The following is a 14511-nucleotide window of genomic DNA, read 5'->3' as shown; positions in this document are numbered from 1 at the left end:
ATTGTTTTATCGGAAAGGAGACAGGCGGTTGTACCAGGCACTCTATCGAAAGTGGCGTCCCCGCACCTTTGACGACGTGGTGGGACAGGCCCACATTACAGATACCCTCAAGCGACAGGTCGCCGCAAGGCGTCTCTCACACGCATACCTTTTTACCGGAACCAGGGGAACCGGAAAGACCACCTGCGCCAAGATCCTGGCCAGGGCGGTAAACTGCGAACACCCCGTAGACGGCAACCCCTGTAACTGCTGTCCCTCCTGCCAGGGCATCGAAAGCGGAGCCATCCTGGATGTGGTGGAACTGGACGCCGCTTCCAACAATGGCGTGGACCAGATCCGAGCCCTCCGGGAGGAAGCGGTCTACACACCGGCTGCGGTAAGAAAGAGAGTTTATATTGTAGACGAGGTCCATATGCTCTCTACCCCAGCCTTCAACGCCCTCCTGAAAATCCTGGAGGAGCCCCCTGCCCATCTTATGTTCATCCTGGCCACCACAGAGCTGCATAAGGTCCCGGCTACCATCAAGTCCCGGTGCCAGCAGTTTGCGTTTAAGCGGATCACCCCCAAAACCATTGCGGGGCGGCTGGGCTATGTGGCAGAGCAGGAGGGGATCTCCCTCACGGTACCGGCAGCAGAACTGCTGGCCCGGCTGGCCGACGGCGGTCTGCGGGATGGCCTCTCTCTGCTGGACCAGTGCAGCGGCGCGGAGGGAGACCTTACCGAAGAAGTGGTTTTGGATGTATTGGGTCTGGCGGGAAACCGAAAGACGCTGGCGATCATGCAGTGCATCGGCCGGGAGGATACCGCAGGTGCACTGGCCGAATTGGATGCCCTGTATCGGGACGGAAAGGATATGGGCGCCTTCTTGGGGGAACTTTCTTCCCTGGTGCGGGACCTTCTCATCCGAAAGACCGCGCCGGAGGGTGGCCACGGCCTTCTTATGGGCGGCTACGAGGAACGATCTCTGCGCCCACTGCTCTCCCAGTTTACCAGCGCAGAGCTGGTCCAGATGCTGACCATTCTGCAAAGCGCCCAGGCGGACCTTTACCGCAGCAGCAGCCGTCGGCTGGACGCAGAACTCTGCGTCATTCGTCTGTGTGACCGGACCCTCTCAGATACGCCGGAAGGGCTATCCGCCCGCATCAGCCGTCTGGAAGAAGCCGCTGCACAGGGCGTTTCGATAAGGCCGGCAGAGCCCGCACCCCAAACAGCAGAACCCAGACCGGCGCCTGTGACAGAAGCGTCACCAGCGCCTGCGCCAGAGGAAGCGCCTCCCTGGGAAGAGCTTCCTCCCCCGGAAGAAGAGGATCTGCCTCCCTGGGATCTTGACCCAGAACCCCAACCCGCTCCTCCTGTGGAGCAGACACCGGTTCCCAGACAGGCACCGCAGCAGCAGCCTGTGGCCAGAACGCCGGTTGCTTCTGCCCAGGGCAGCCGCGGCCAATGGCAGGACCTTTTGGCCCATCTGCCCGCTCTTCCCCCTATGGTCCATTCCTTCCTTCACAAACCCGAGTCGGTGACAGGAACCTTTGAGGAAAAAACCTTGACCATCTGGGTGGATTCGGAACTGACCAAGAGCTTCCTCAGCCGGGGGGACACTCCAGCCATGCTGGAACAGGCAGCACAGACGCTCACAGGGGAGAAACGCCGGGTAGTATTCCAAATCGGCCGGCCAGAAGTTAAGCCTGAAACACCCCCGCAGCAGGAGGATCATTTCTCAGACCTCATGGCGCTGGGGCAGAAATTTGGAAATATTGAAGTGAAATAAGGATCCAACCGATCTTACAAGTGGAAAGGAGTCATTCATATGGCAAAAGGTTACGGACGTCCCCCCATGGGACGAAAGGGTGGAAAGATGGGCATGGGTATGCCCGGCCTGAACATGGACATGATCAAGCAGGCGCAGAAGATGCAGGCAGATATGGAGAAGACCCAGGCAGAGCTCCAGGAGAAGGAGTACACGGCCACCGCTGGCGGCGGTGTGGTTTCTGCTACCGTGGACGGCAAGCACACCCTGAAAGCCCTCACCATCGATCCTGAGGCAGTGGATCCCGATGATGTGGAGATGCTGCAGGACATGGTGATCGCAGCGGTCAATGAGGCCATCCGGGCTGCTATGGACGACATGAGCGCCAGCATGGGAAAGATCACCAGCGGGATGAATCTTCCCTTCTAATTTAAAAGGAGTGGTGCGAGCAATGAAAATCACCTTATTGGAGCCTCTGGGCATTCCCGCCTCTGTACTGGCAGAATATCAGAAAAAGCTGGAGGACAAGGGACATCAGTTTACAGCCTATGATACCAAGACTGTTGACCCGGAAGAACTCCTCCGCCGGACCGGAGACAGCGACATTGCCGTGATCGCCAACACCCCGTACCCTGCCTCTGTGGTCCTGGGTGCACCCAACCTGAAAATGCTGGACGTAGCCTTCACTGGCATTGACCATGTAGGCCTGGACGCCTGCAAGGAAAAAGGGGTCATGGTGTGCAACGCAGCAGGGTACTCTACCCAGTGCGTAGCAGAGCTGGCCATCGGCCTTGCTATTTCCTGCCTGCGCTTTGTTCCCCAGTGCGACAGCGTGACCCGCAGCAGTTGGACCGGTGCCGCGCTTCGCGGCCGGGAGATTGGTGGAAAGACCGTAGGCATCATCGGGACCGGCGCCATTGGCATCATGACCGCCAAACTGTTTCAGGCCTTTGGCGCCCGCGTCATCGCGTATTCCCGGACGGTGCGGAAGGACGTGCAGGAGATGGGGGTTACCTACATCTCTCTGGAAGAACTCATGGAGCAGAGCGACATCGTGTCTGTACACGTCCCCAACAACGGCGAGACGAAGGGCATGATTTCCAGGGAGCTCATTGACCGGATGAAGCCCACTGCTCTGCTGCTGAACGTAGCACGGGGCGCCATCGTGGACAACAAGGCCCTGGCCGATGCCCTGAACCAGGGGAAGATCGCCGGTGCTGGCATCGACGTCTTTGACATGGAGCCGCCTATTCCCGAGGATTACCCGCTGCTCCATGCAAAGAACACCGTCCTCACCCCTCACATTGCTTTCGCCACCGACGAAAGTATGCTGCGCCGGGCAGAAATCGTGTTCCGGAACCTGGACGCCTACTTGGAAGGCGCGCCGGAAAACGTATGCAAACTGTAACAAAGGATTGGAAGAAAAAATTCTCCGGTCTGATGATAGTTCATCAGACCGGAGAATTTTTTGTCTTTTTATGGAGCCATTTCGGGAAAGGGATTCGGGAGAAAGGTTTCGGGACAGAGTTCCTGAATTTTTGCCTGAAGAGATTTTAGATCCAGGAAGGTATCCGGCCGCTTGGAGGGGTCCCGGAGAAGGGCAGAGGGGTGGTACATGGCCATCATGTGGACCCCGGCCCGCTCGAACCACTGACCGTGCTGTTTGGTAATGCGGAAATCCTTGTCGATGATGCGCATGGCGGCAATGCGGCCCAGACAGACGATGATTTTGGGGCGAAGAAGGGCGGTTTGTGTCCTCAGATAGCGAATACAGGCGTCCTGCTCTACGTTGAGTGGGTCCCGGTTTCTGGGTGGACGGCATTTAACGATGTTGGCAATGTAGACCCGTTCACGGTTCAGGTCGATGACCTCCAGCATCACATCCAGCAGTTTCCCCGCAGGGCCCACAAAGGGCTCCCCTTGCAGATCCTCCTGCTCTCCCGGGCCCTCTCCGATGAAAAGCACATCTGCCTGGCGGCTGCCTACGCCAAAGACCACGTTGTGTCGGGTCTCTGCCAGGGCGCAGTTGCGGCACTGCTGACAGATGGCCTCCAGCTCTTCCCAGGATACCATACCCTCATTCCTCCTTTCCGGATGATTTTAATTTTTCTTTTGTTTATTATAACAGGGGAAGGAAAGAAAGACAACGCTAACTCCTTTCTCCGGGGGGCGATATCCCGAAAGGATAGTCGATATCAGGGGATCGGGCTCAAATTTTTTTGAGAATCCAGTGTAAATCTTAGGAAATCTTGCAACAGTTTGTCTCTGCCTGTATAATAGTCCTGAAAATTGGTTCATTATGACCAAAATAGAGAGGAAAGCAGGTGATGGCATGGACAATACTCCGCAGTATGTGATCGAGATGCTTCACATAACCAAGGAGTTTCCAGGCATCAAAGCCAACGATGACATTACCCTACAGCTGCGACAGGGAGAGATCCACGCATTGCTGGGGGAAAACGGCGCTGGAAAATCGACGCTGATGTCAGTTCTGTTTGGCATGTATCAGCCGGAGGCTGGCGAGATCCGCAAGAACGGAAAAACCGTAACCATCCACAATCCCAATGATGCAACTGCGCTGGGAATCGGTATGGTCCACCAGCACTTTAAATTGATCGAAGTGTTTTCCGTGCTGGATAATATCATTTTGGGCGCAGAGACGACGAAGTTTGGGTTCCTGCGGAAGAAAGAGGCCAGAAAGAAAATTCTGGAGCTCTCAGAGCACTACGGCCTGAAGGTAGACCTGGATGCCAAGGTGGAGGATATCACCGTGGGTATGCAGCAGCGGGTCGAGATTTTGAAAATGCTCTACCGGGACAATGAGATCCTGATCTTTGACGAGCCCACCGCAGTGCTGACCCCCCAGGAAATCGATGAACTGATGCAGATCATGAAGAACCTCACCAAAGAGGGGAAGTCCATCCTGTTCATCTCCCATAAGCTCAACGAAATCATGTCGGTGGCTGACCGCGTCACCGCCCTGCGGAAAGGCCGGTACGTGGGTACGGTCGAGACCAAGGACACCGATAAGCAGGCCCTGTCCAACATGATGGTGGGACGGCCTGTGCAGCTGGAAGTGAAAAAAGACGAGGCCAAGCCCAGCGACGTGGTCCTGCGCGTAGAAAATATGACGGTTCCCTCCCGGCTCCATAAAACAGACGCAGTGCGGAGCGTCAGCTTTACCGTGCGCGCCGGGGAGATCGTCTGTCTGGCTGGTATCGACGGAAACGGTCAGAGCGACCTGATCTACGGTCTGACCGGTCTGGAAAAATGCTCTGGCGGCAGCATCCAACTTTGCGGTCAGGAGATTTCCCATGCCTCCATCAATCATCGGCTGGGATATATGGGCTACATCCCCGAAGACCGTCATAAGCATGGCCTGGTTCTGGACTTTACCCTGGAACAAAACATGGTGCTCCAGAAATTCCAGGACCCTGCATTCCAGAAAATGGGGTTCATTAAGAAAGACGCCGTGCGTGCCTACTCTCAGCGGCTCATTGAGCAGTACGACGTGAGAAGCGGCCAGGGTCCCATCACTGTGGCCCGCAGCATGTCCGGCGGCAACCAGCAAAAGGCTATCATTGCCCGGGAAGTGGACCGGGACAAGCCCCTCATCGTGGCAGTCCAGCCCACCCGTGGTCTGGACGTCGGCGCCATTGAATACATCCATGGTCAGCTGGTGTCAGAGCGGGATAAGGGCAAGGCCGTTCTCCTGGTTTCTCTGGAGCTGGACGAGGTCATGAGCCTTTCGGACCGGATCCTTGTGATGTACGAAGGGGAGATCGTGGCAGAGCTGGACCCCAAGAAAACCACCATTCAGGAGCTGGGCCTGTATATGTCCGGCGCCAAACGGGAGAGAAAGGAGGAGGCACAGGCATGAGACAGCGTTTCTTTAAGCTGATGGAAAAGGAAGGCGCCCGCTCTGTGCTCGCCTCGATCCTCTCCATCCTGGTTGGCCTTTTGGTGGGCTGTGTGATCGTGCTGATCGTTGGATTTTCCAGCGCTGACATTTCCCTTTCCGGTGCATGGGATGGGATCCGTATCATTTTGGGCGGCATCTTCAGCACCGGGCGGGACGCCGCAGGGCAGCTCACCTTTGGTTTTAATCCCACAAACATTGGCAACATGCTCTTCCGGGCTGCGCCTCTGATCATGACCGGTCTGTCTGTGGCAGTGGCTTTTAAGACCGGCCTGTTCAACATCGGGGCTCCCGGTCAGTACCTGATGGGCACCATGGCGACCCTGATGCTGGCCCTGGGTATCCCCTCCGAAGTGGTCCCGCCCGCTCTCATCTGGATCATCGCCTTCTTGGGCGGCTGTCTGGCAGGCGCTCTGTGGGGCGCCATCCCTGGTCTGCTTAAGGCCTTCCTCAACATCAATGAGGTGCTGGCCTGTATTATGACCAACTGGCTGGCCGCCAACCTGGTCACTTGGATGTTCGACATCAGTAATTTCAAAAACGTGGTGGAGAACACCAAGTCCGGTTACATTTATAAAACTACCTTTAACGGGGTGGCAACGCCCAAAATGGGCCTGGACAAGCTTTTCCCCAATTCTCAGGTGAATATGGGCATCATCATCGCGATCGTCATTGCCATCGTTATGTTTGTGATCATGAATAAGACCACCTTCGGTTATCAGCTGAAGGCCTGCGGCGCCAACCGTCACGCCGCCCGGTACGCCGGTATCCATGACAAGAGAAATATCGTGCTTTCCATGGCCCTTGCAGGCGCGCTGTCCGCAGCAGGTGCTTCCTTGTATTATCTCTCCGGCAACACCGAGTTTTTCTGGTCCACCTATCAGTCTCTCCCGGTGATCGGATTCAACGGCATCCCGGTGGCGCTGCTGGCTATCAGCAATCCCATCGGCGTCATCTTCACCGGCTGCTTTATGTCCATGCTGGACGTGGCCGGTATGCAGCTGACCAACCTCACTGCCTACAATGAATATATCACGGATGTTATCATCGCAACCATCGTCTATCTGAGTGCGTTCTCTCTGGTGATCAAGATGTTCATCACCGGGCGGAAAAAGCGGAAGGAGAAGAACGCAGCCGCTGCAGCGCACACAGAAGAACCCAAGGACGAGAAAGGAGGCGAGGACGCATGACATTCCTGATTCAGCAAACTCTGATCTATGCCATTCCTTTGATGATCGTGGCCCTCGCCGGCGTCTTTGCAGAGCGAAGCGGTATCATCAACCTGGCCCTGGAAGGTATCATGATCTTCGGCGCCTTCATCGGTGTCCTGTTCGTGCGAACCATGCAGGGAACAGAACTCTTCTCCATGGCAGCGTCCAGCGGAGACTGGATGACCCTGCAGGGATTGGAGCTTATGGCCATGCTGGTAGCGGCGGTGATGGGCGCTATTTTCTCCCTGCTGCTCTCTTTCGCCTCTGTGAATCTGCGGGCTGACCAGACCATCGGCGGCACCGCCTTGAACCTGATGGCCCCTGCGCTGGTGCTCTTCTTCATCCGAATGATCGCCAACCAGAACACCCTGCAGATGGCCAGCGGAGACTCCGCCAGCTGGTTTATGATCAAAAAATCCACCCTTGGATTTGACCGCACGGCGGACCTGGGCTTCCTGGGCAACACCTTCCTCCATAAGGTCTACCTGGCTACCTATATCTGTATGATCCTGTTTATTATCCTCTCGATCATCCTGTATAAAACCCGGTTCGGCCTTCGGATGCGTTCCTGCGGTGAAAACCCCCAGGCCGCAGACTCCCTGGGCATCAACGTCTATAAAATGCGTTATGCAGGCACCACCATTTCCGGTGCGCTGGCAGGCATGGGCGGCTTTGTGTATGCTCTGACCACTGCCAACTGCAGCGCCAACGGCGACGTAGCAGGCTTCGGCTTCTTGGCCCTGGCCGTCATGATCTTCGGTAACTGGAAACCCCTGAACATCGCAGGGGCGTCCCTGCTCTTTGGTATGTTCAAGTGCATCGCCGCCAGCTACGCCAGCATTGATATCAATGGTGACGGTATCTACTGGCTGGCAGAGATCGGCGTCAGCCCCCATTTCTATCGGATGCTGCCCTATCTCATTACGCTGGTGGTCCTTGCGTTTACCTCTAAGAGTTCCCGCGCCCCCAAGGCAGAAGGCATTCCTTACGACAAAAGTACCCGCTGACCTGCCCTATCGTTTTATCCAACAAGGCTGCTGTGAAGCTTTCACAGCAACCTTGTTTTTGTGGTTTATAAAGAAAACAGTGCGCTGTGATCAAAACGACCAGGCGTACTGTTTGAAAAACACAGTTAATACGATTCATGGAATCTCCTGGAATAGACTTCTTTCAATTCATCTTGGAAGTCTGGATGAGAAATCTCGATGAGTGCTCTGGCTGAAGCGTTTTACCACGCAGCTGCGCAATGCCATATTCCGTCACAACATAGTGCGTTTCAAAGCGAGACAGGGTCACTGGACGTCCAGCATCAAACTGCTCGACAATGCGGGAGATTTTGCCTCCCATAGCCGTAGAGGGTATTGCAACAATGGACTTTCCTCCCTTAGAAAAGGAAGCGCCCCGTACAAAGTCTACAAAGCCGCCTGCTCCGCTGAAAATCTGGTCTGCGCTCAGGGAGTCCGCAGCCACTTGGCCGATCAGATCCACACTCAAAGCGGAATTGACCGAGACAACATGATCGTTCTGGCCGATAACTCGGGGATCATTCACGTAATTGACCGGAAAAATCTGTAACTTTGGATTTAAGTGAGCATACTCATACAGTTCCTTTTGCCCGTAGAGATAGGTTACCACAGAGACTCCTTTGTTAATTTGCTTACGGCTGTTGTTGATATTCCCTGCTTTGAGAAGCCCCAGCGCACCGTCACACAACATCTCCGAATGAACACCCAAGTCATTTTTATCCCCTAAAAAATGAAGGATGGCATCCGGAATGCTACCAATCCCCAGCTGGATCACAGATCCATCCTCGATAAGGCTGGCACAATAGCGGCCGATTTGCTCTTCAATAGGACCGACCGGAAGAATGGGACGCTGGAAGAGAGGCTCATCACACTCCACCGCCAGGTCGATATCGTCAATATGGACCAGCGTATCGCCGTATGTACGGGGCATGTGGCGATTGATTTGGGCAATCACCAGTTTGGCGCACTCTGTGATGCACTTTGTATAGTCTACCGTTACGCCATAGGAACAGTATCCCCGTTCATCGGGAGGAGAGAGGGTAATGAGCGCCACATCGATGGGAAGATACCCTTCCATAAACAGACGGGGCGACTCCCCAAACAAGTTGGGCGTATAATCTGCTCGCCCCTGGTTGACCGCCTTTCGGCTTCCTGGTCCGGCAAAGAGAGAGTTGTGCCAAAAATGGCCGGCCATTTCCGGCTGGGTGTATTTGCAAGGCCCCAAAGCCAGCATGTGGCAGATCTCCACATTTTGATATGCCTGGCAGTTGTCTAACATCGCGTTAACCAAAGCCTGTGGTTCCCCTACACTATGCGCTAACGCCACTCGATCGCCAGAGTGAATCGCTTGGACTGCCTCTTGAGCGGTAACGAATTTTGCCATAACGATACTCCTTCCCGTTTCTCTGGCGGAACAACCCGCCGAACTCTTCTTGCAGTATAGCGGGAGGGAAGTATCTGCGTTAATATCAACTGCAAGACCAAGCTGGTGTTCGCTTGTTCCCGGAATAGCCACCCATTCTTTCGCCAGCTTTTCAGCCTCGTTTCTGGAATATCCTTCGTTTCGGTATGCCTCTATCTTTTCGTCAAGAATCTCCTGTTGTTCTTCCTGTGTGCGGTATCCATCTCGTACAAAGAGTTGCAGCCCTGCGGCCCTGGCATCATCGAACATAGCCTGTAAATCAGGATATATCCGTGAGTCTACTTGTTCGCCATTTGATAATGTTGTCAATTCAACTTCGTAATTCTTCGGAATATAGTTATCCCGATTTACAAGAATGAGATTCCACCCTCTTGATTCATCCGCCGTATGATGGATGTTGAAAACACTGGTATAATCAAGAGGGTATTCCTGCACAACTGCTTTGATCGAAAAGAACGCGATAACGAGTATCAAGAGCAGCAGAAGCAGCGGCAATCGCCATTTCTTTCGGTATCTCATTTTGTTCTCCTATTTCAAAAGCAACTTGTGGTAGTTTCGGTACACCAGCGGAAGAAAAGCAACAGCTATAACAGCATAAAAGACAATAATGAACGGAATCTGCCGGAAAACGAGGCTCCCAACTTGATATATGTATGGGATACGGGCGCAGTTTACGATGTTCATCAACTGATCCGGCGTCAAGCTGAAAAAGGTATGGAAGGGCAAAGCCCGCCCGACAAACGGGGAGACATAAAACAGAATAGCCGGGGCAATGATGGCGATGCTCATCGTCTTTGTTTTTGAGGCAATCAGCATGGATACAGAGGCGGCAAGCAAACTGGCGATGTATCCACCCAAAACGAGAATGCCGTACATCTGGCCAAAAGTGACGGAATAAATGGCATACGGCTGAGAAAACTGATATGCAGCGGATGCACCGCTGGTGCCCAAAACACCGAATGAAATTGCGGAGAGCAGGCCAATACCAATTCCGTAAACAAGCGTCGCAATGATTAGGCCAGCGCGGATTTTCGCATGCACCGCTTTACTTCTCCCATATCTCGTGGAAAAAAACACGGCGTCGGCCTTGTACTGAAACTCCTCCGCAAAAATGCCAGCAGTTATAAAGCTAATGACAATAATCAGAATGAGGCCGCAATTTGTGGCATACATTAGCATCGTATCCCAGGAATCGTATGCCTCATAGGTAAAAGGTGTATCGATTTTTTCATACTGTTCCATCAGAAACGCCTGTTTCTCTGGCGTATCTCCATACTCCTCACTCATTGCCCGCAGGTTATCACGGTAAGTGTCATAGATCGAGGCGATCTGCGCTGGATTGGCGGAAAGGATGGCCTCGTAATCATCAAGGTCACTAAATTCACCAACCAACATTCTGCTGGTCGAATAAATGATGTCAGAGGTGGATTGCCAATCGTCAGCCCGTCTGCTTTCCACACTCTTTTCAATTACTTCCGGCGTCAGTTCTCCTTTCCAGCGGTTTTTGTCCTCAACCATAATGCGAGCGGCGGAGAAGCCGGTCACGGTTTCGCCGTCAGCATCAAGAGCACGAAAACTACCAATCGCAAAAATGCTGAAAACAACCATCAGCAGCATAGCAGCAGCAAGCAACATGCGATTCATCCGCTTGTTCAGGACTTTCTTCAGTTCATATTTCAGCATCATTCTGTTTCACCTGCTTTCTCACCAAAATAGAATAGAAACGCATCTTCCAGAGTGGCTTGCTCCTGCCGCGCATCCGGCACAGGAGGACGATCTGAGAGAATACGGAGCTCGGCACCTTGGGGAGCCGTTTTTACGTTAGCTACCAGGTATCGTTTCAGGTATTCATCCACATCCGGCCGGGGAACCTCACACGTCCATACTTCTTTCCCGATAGAGGAAACAATGTCCTCTGCTGTCCCGGTAAAGAAAAACTCACCTTTGTTCATCAGGATGATTTCGTTTGCGATAAACTCCACATCGGAAACGATATGTGTTGACAGCAAGACCAATCTATCATCGGCAAGCTCGCTGATAAGATTTCTGAAACGGATTCTTTCATTCGGGTCAAGCCCGGCGGTTGGCTCGTCCAGAATCAAAATTTTAGGATCGTTCAACATCGCCTGTGCAATGCCGACGCGCCGCAGCATACCGCCAGACAGCTTACGCATCTTCATTTTGGACGCCTTTTTCATGCTGACCTGTTCCAAAAGGCTGTCTGTCCGACTTTTTGCAAATGCTGGCCGCAATCCCTTTATGGATGCAATGTACATCATGTAATCTAATACGGTCAGGTCAGGGTAATATCCGAAGTCCTGCGGAAGATACCCCAACTGACGCCGATAATCACCTTCCATTTCAAAGATGTCTTTCCCATCACAAGTAATGTTTCCTTGTGATGGCCGGATTAAGGTACAGATCATACGCATCAATGTCGTTTTCCCTGCCCCGTTTACACCCAGCAGGCCATAGACGCCGCTCGTCATGGTAAGATTCAGGTCTTTTACTGCCGTGAGGGTGTCATATTGTTTTGTCAGATTATTCAAAGACAGCTCCATTTAGATTCACCTCCATGTATTTGTCACAGTTTTTCAATAGGCGATAGATCGCAAACGCCAGGAATAGGAAAGCAAAGACAAAGACAGTCAGCCAGATCGGGATCGTTATTGCAGAGTACAACTGATCGTTAGCGGCAATCGCCCACCAAACACCGCTCCACAATACACAAAGCCCTATTGCAAGCCATCCGTTACGGTGTTGCTTGCCGAGAACCACGAAGCAAATGCAGGCAGTCACGACCACAGGTAGCAGAAATTGTGTAACAAGGTCCGTCAATGCAATGCTAAGAAAGTGATGTGCGCCGCCAATAAATGCCGTCAACAACAGTACATCCACAGCGCCAAACAAAAATATTCTTGCCGCATAAATCTGATGCAGGGAATAGTAGGAAGCAATTTCAACTTCCATACAGCGGTTTGTCAAATTCCTCCATAATTCCGGGATCAAAATAATCGCAAACAAGGCAGCAAACACACCCATCCCCCGACGTAAATAAAACACCTCATTTTCCGTCGAAAGAAACAGCCACGCCAAATATAAAACGGCAAATTGAATCGCCCACCACCTCTTGCGGATCATGCGAAGCTGATTCCAGATAAACTCATGGTAGGAAAGAAGCTGTTTACTTTCGCTTTCCAAAAAGGCCATTTTTGCTTTCTGAATAACGGTTTGGATTTCCGCCTCGTCAGCAACGACCTCAAAACGCTCTTCATTAAGCAACTTTTCTATATCCATGCTATCCCTCCGTTCTCAACATTTTTTCGAGTTGCTCTTTTGCTTTTTTCAGCCGGTACTTCACAAGCGGCAGCCCAATTCCCAACACATCGGCAATTTCGGTCTGCCGCAAATCCTGATAGTAGTACAAGATAATCACCTCCCGAAATTCCTCTGACAGTCGATCAAGGCACATACGAACTGTGATTTGTGTGGATAAAGCATCTTCCGGACTTACAGATAGAGTCTCCTCTCCGATGGAATCAAGTGGTTGACCTCTGGGCTGCCGGTAATAGTTTTTACACAGATTCCCGGCGATTCAGTTTGAAATCTGTATCCACGCGATCCCTACTTTCTGCCCTGAAAAGCTCGGCTCTATAATGTATAACAATGGAGAGCTTGAAAAAGATAGTGCTGTTTCAAAAAAGTTGAATGTATCTTTTCTCTGCGGTTTAATCATTCGTCACGTCATAATAACATAATGGTGCAAACGGTCGTCTTACTATGCTGCTTATTTCCCCTCGTTTTACGGAATAGCGAGGCTTTCTGCCTATCTTTTTTGTTGTCTGCTTCTTTACCATACACAAGCATTTGCGCCGGGATTGTCGTTCCCATATCCTTCCAAAAGGTTTACGATGCCCCAGATTCCAAGACCTGCGCCAAGTGCGATAACAAGTGTCTGTAATACTCCAACTGCTGAATTAAAAAATGCCATAGATTCATCCTTTCTGCCGCCTGTGCGGCTACACATAGTTTTTATTTTTCCTTATTAAAAAAACCGCCTGCTTCGGCGGATAAGCATTCAGGCGTCAGGTGCCCGCGCTCTATATACTGCTGTCTTATATATCAAACTTTTTTCTCCTTCTTTTATTCTTCCGCTAATTTTTCCCCGTCGATTTCGTAGTAGTCAAAAACTTCATTTTTTCTTACGACTGCGGGACGGCGCTTTATATACCTTTCTGCATCAAAAGAGTTTTTCTTGTCATAGTCGGAAAGGTATTTGTAATTAGGGTGGGCTGTAATATCGTATTTATCCGAAAAGAACGGTCTTACGCCTCTGATTTGCAGGATGCACTTTCCGCCGTCCATAACCGCGATTTCATCCTGCGTCATAAGCTCTTTCCCAAGCTTTTGGTAGTTCAGTCCGTGAGATAATTCCCGTCCTCTTGTTTCAGAGGTGTTAAAGCTGTCGATGGTTTCCTTTCCCAGTATTTCCGATACTTCCTTTAGAGTTGTCTTTTCTTTTCCTCCAAGAAAGAGGAAGCTGTCGCAGTTTCCGACAATGGTGTCCGCATTTTCCTTATATATGGCTTTCAGCTGGGACTGGGACTGCAAAATAATAGAAGCCGATATTTCACGGCTTCTAATGGTGGCAATCAGCTTTTCAAACTTCGGGATCTGCCCGATATTTGCAAACTCATCAAGTAGGCAGCGAACATGAACGGGGAGCCTTCCTCCGTACACGTCATCCGCCTTATCACAGAGAAGATTAAAAAGCTGGGTGTATAGAATTGATACAACAAAGTTAAAGGTGTCGTCTGTATCGCTTATGATGACAAAGAGTGCCGTTTTTCGATCCCCTATGGTATCAAGCTCCATTTCATCCTTTTCAAGTAGCTCTCTAAGCTCCCGGATGTCAAAGGGGGCAAGACGGGCACCGCAGGAAATTAAGATTGAGGATCTTGTTTTTCCGGCGGAAAGAAGAAACTTCTTATACTGCCTTACCGCAAAATGCTCCGGGCCTTTTTCCTCCAATCTTTGAAACATTAAGTCAACCGGGCTTTGAAATTCCGGGTCATCTTCACGGGCTTCCGATGCGTTTATCATTTCAAGAAGCGTGGTAAAATTCTTTTCTTCCTCTGGTGCTTCATAGAAGATATATCCGATCAATGCAGAGTAGAAAAGGCGTT

The 14511-nt window shown here is 51.9% G+C and carries 12 protein-coding genes and 3 pseudogenes; 6 read left to right on the top strand and 9 right to left on the bottom strand.

The features are described from left to right. Positions 1-28 precede the first annotated feature (28 nt). The 3 genes from dnaX to SOR61_RS02205 are packed head-to-tail and all read left to right on the top strand — an operon-like array spanning position 29 to position 3155. Positions 29-1768: a DNA polymerase III subunit gamma/tau gene (gene dnaX, locus SOR61_RS02215; protein ID WP_320611063.1), complete on the top strand. Its 1740-nt coding sequence runs from the start codon at positions 29-31 to the stop codon at positions 1766-1768. 39 nt (positions 1769-1807) lie between these two features. Continuing rightward, positions 1808-2176, top strand: coding sequence for a YbaB/EbfC family nucleoid-associated protein (locus tag SOR61_RS02210; protein WP_407066494.1), 369 nt, complete (start codon positions 1808-1810; stop codon positions 2174-2176). A 22-nt stretch (positions 2177-2198) separates the two neighbouring features. After that, positions 2199-3155: a 2-hydroxyacid dehydrogenase gene (locus SOR61_RS02205; RefSeq protein WP_320611062.1), complete on the top strand. Its 957-nt coding sequence runs from the start codon at positions 2199-2201 to the stop codon at positions 3153-3155. 68 nt (positions 3156-3223) lie between these two features. Here the strand turns inward: SOR61_RS02205 and SOR61_RS02200 are convergent, their stop codons facing one another. Further along, positions 3224-3820: a uracil-DNA glycosylase gene (locus SOR61_RS02200; protein WP_320611061.1), complete on the bottom strand. Its 597-nt coding sequence runs from the start codon at positions 3818-3820 to the stop codon at positions 3224-3226. A 259-nt stretch (positions 3821-4079) separates the two neighbouring features. Here SOR61_RS02200 and SOR61_RS02195 point away from each other — a divergent pair, with 259 nt between their 5' ends. The 3 genes from SOR61_RS02195 to SOR61_RS02185 are packed head-to-tail and all read left to right on the top strand — an operon-like array spanning position 4080 to position 7884. Beyond that, positions 4080-5627: an ABC transporter ATP-binding protein gene (locus SOR61_RS02195; protein WP_320611060.1), complete on the top strand. Its 1548-nt coding sequence runs from the start codon at positions 4080-4082 to the stop codon at positions 5625-5627. Continuing rightward, positions 5624-6856: an ABC transporter permease gene (locus SOR61_RS02190; RefSeq protein WP_320611059.1), complete on the top strand. Its 1233-nt coding sequence runs from the start codon at positions 5624-5626 to the stop codon at positions 6854-6856. The genes SOR61_RS02195 and SOR61_RS02190 overlap by 4 nt, the downstream gene beginning before the upstream one ends. After that, on the top strand, positions 6853-7884 hold the full coding sequence (locus SOR61_RS02185) for an ABC transporter permease (RefSeq protein WP_320611058.1): 1032 nt from the start codon (positions 6853-6855) through the stop codon (positions 7882-7884). The genes SOR61_RS02190 and SOR61_RS02185 overlap by 4 nt, the downstream gene beginning before the upstream one ends. A gap of 125 nt (positions 7885-8009) precedes the next feature. On the opposite strand, the pseudogene SOR61_RS02180 reads toward SOR61_RS02185, so the two are convergent. From SOR61_RS02180 to SOR61_RS02145, 8 genes and pseudogenes are all read right to left on the bottom strand, one after another. After that, positions 8010-9286: pseudogene (locus SOR61_RS02180) on the bottom strand (acetyl-CoA hydrolase/transferase family protein). A 72-nt stretch (positions 9287-9358) separates the two neighbouring features. Next, a pseudogene (locus SOR61_RS02175) lies at positions 9359-9703 on the bottom strand (D-alanyl-D-alanine carboxypeptidase family protein); the annotation flags it as partial. A gap of 150 nt (positions 9704-9853) precedes the next feature. Beyond that, positions 9854-11011, bottom strand: coding sequence for an ABC transporter permease (locus SOR61_RS02170; protein WP_320611057.1), 1158 nt, complete (start codon positions 11009-11011; stop codon positions 9854-9856). After that, positions 11008-11886: an ABC transporter ATP-binding protein gene (locus tag SOR61_RS02165; RefSeq protein ID WP_320611056.1), complete on the bottom strand. Its 879-nt coding sequence runs from the start codon at positions 11884-11886 to the stop codon at positions 11008-11010. The genes SOR61_RS02170 and SOR61_RS02165 overlap by 4 nt, the downstream gene beginning before the upstream one ends. Further along, positions 11867-12622: a hypothetical protein gene (locus SOR61_RS02160; protein ID WP_320611055.1), complete on the bottom strand. Its 756-nt coding sequence runs from the start codon at positions 12620-12622 to the stop codon at positions 11867-11869. Before SOR61_RS02160 ends, SOR61_RS02165 begins: the two co-directional genes overlap by 20 nt. Position 12623: 1 nt before the next feature. Further along, entirely contained in the window at positions 12624-12908 is a 285-nt protein-coding gene (locus SOR61_RS02155; RefSeq protein WP_320611123.1) for an RNA polymerase sigma factor, read from the bottom strand. 279 nt (positions 12909-13187) lie between these two features. Further along, positions 13188-13316 (bottom strand): annotated as a pseudogene (locus SOR61_RS02150) (Maff2 family mobile element protein); the annotation flags it as partial. A 152-nt stretch (positions 13317-13468) separates the two neighbouring features. Then, the coding region (locus SOR61_RS02145) for a VirD4-like conjugal transfer protein, CD1115 family (RefSeq protein ID WP_320611054.1) at positions 13469-14511 on the bottom strand (1043 nt) is incomplete at its 5' end.

This window comes from Evtepia sp., assembly GCF_034090835.1.
GTDB lineage: Bacteria > Bacillota > Clostridia > Oscillospirales > Oscillospiraceae > Evtepia.
This window is presented reverse-complemented; position numbering and strand designations above follow the sequence as displayed.

Coding starts and splice junctions, on each gene's coding strand:
- SOR61_RS02210 (WP_407066494.1), top strand. CDS start 1,808: ATGGCAAAAGGTTACGGACGTCCCCCCATGGGACGAAAGGGTGGAAAG.
- SOR61_RS02205 (WP_320611062.1), top strand. CDS start 2,199: ATGAAAATCACCTTATTGGAGCCTCTGGGCATTCCCGCCTCTGTACTG.
- SOR61_RS02200 (WP_320611061.1), bottom strand. CDS start 3,820: ATGGTATCCTGGGAAGAGCTGGAGGCCATCTGTCAGCAGTGCCGCAAC.
- SOR61_RS02195 (WP_320611060.1), top strand. CDS start 4,080: ATGGACAATACTCCGCAGTATGTGATCGAGATGCTTCACATAACCAAG.
- SOR61_RS02190 (WP_320611059.1), top strand. CDS start 5,624: ATGAGACAGCGTTTCTTTAAGCTGATGGAAAAGGAAGGCGCCCGCTCT.
- SOR61_RS02185 (WP_320611058.1), top strand. CDS start 6,853: ATGACATTCCTGATTCAGCAAACTCTGATCTATGCCATTCCTTTGATG.
- SOR61_RS02170 (WP_320611057.1), bottom strand. CDS start 11,011: ATGATGCTGAAATATGAACTGAAGAAAGTCCTGAACAAGCGGATGAAT.
- SOR61_RS02165 (WP_320611056.1), bottom strand. CDS start 11,886: ATGGAGCTGTCTTTGAATAATCTGACAAAACAATATGACACCCTCACG.
- SOR61_RS02160 (WP_320611055.1), bottom strand. CDS start 12,622: ATGGATATAGAAAAGTTGCTTAATGAAGAGCGTTTTGAGGTCGTTGCT.